1 protein-coding gene is annotated in these 750 nt (G+C 64.0%); it reads right to left on the bottom strand.

Translation table 11 applies throughout. The features are described from left to right. Positions 1-750, bottom strand: a 750-nt coding sequence (locus A5730_RS21835; RefSeq protein ID WP_231994761.1) for a condensation domain-containing protein, incomplete at both ends; no start/stop codon positions are given.

The raw sequence follows: 750 nt of genomic DNA, 5'->3' as shown, positions 1-750 counted from the left end.
GTTCTGCCAGGCGAGGACGACTTGGATCAGGGGGTGATGGCTGAGGCTGCGGGTGGGACCCAGCCGCTCCACCAGGACCTCAAAGGGCACGTCCTGATGCTCATAGGCGGCCAGACTGCGCTGCTGCACCTGCGCCAACAACTCCGCCACCGTGGGATTGCCCGACAAATCCGTGCGCAACACCAACGTATTGACAAAAAACCCGACCAACTCATCCAACGCCGGATCACGCCGCCCCGCGATCGGAAACCCCACCGCCACATCCGAAGTCGCACCCAACTTGGCCAACAACACCGCCAACGCCGCCTGCACCACCATAAAACTCGTCGCATTATGCGCACCGGCCACCGCCCGCACCCGCTGCTGCAACACCGCAGGCCAGCCCACCTCCACCCGCGCACCCCGATAATCAGCCACCACCGGATACGGCCGATCCGTCGGCAACTCCAACCGCTCCCCCATCCCCGCCAACGCGTCCTGCCAATACGCCAACTGCGCGGCAATCACACTGTGCGGATCATCCAAATCCCCAAACACCGCCCGCTGCCACAACGTGTAATCCACGTACTGCACCGCCAACGGCGCCCACCCCGGCGCACCCCCCGCACACCGACTCGCATACGCCACCCCCAAATCCCGCACCAACGGCGAAATCGACCACCCATCAGCAGCAATATGATGAGCCACCGCCACCAACACATGCTCATCAGCCGCCACCCGAAAAACCGTCGCCCGCAACGGAATCTCCAC

Source organism: Mycobacterium sp. ACS4054, assembly GCF_001667275.1.
GTDB lineage: Bacteria > Actinomycetota > Actinomycetes > Mycobacteriales > Mycobacteriaceae > Mycobacterium.
This window is presented reverse-complemented; position numbering and strand designations above follow the sequence as displayed.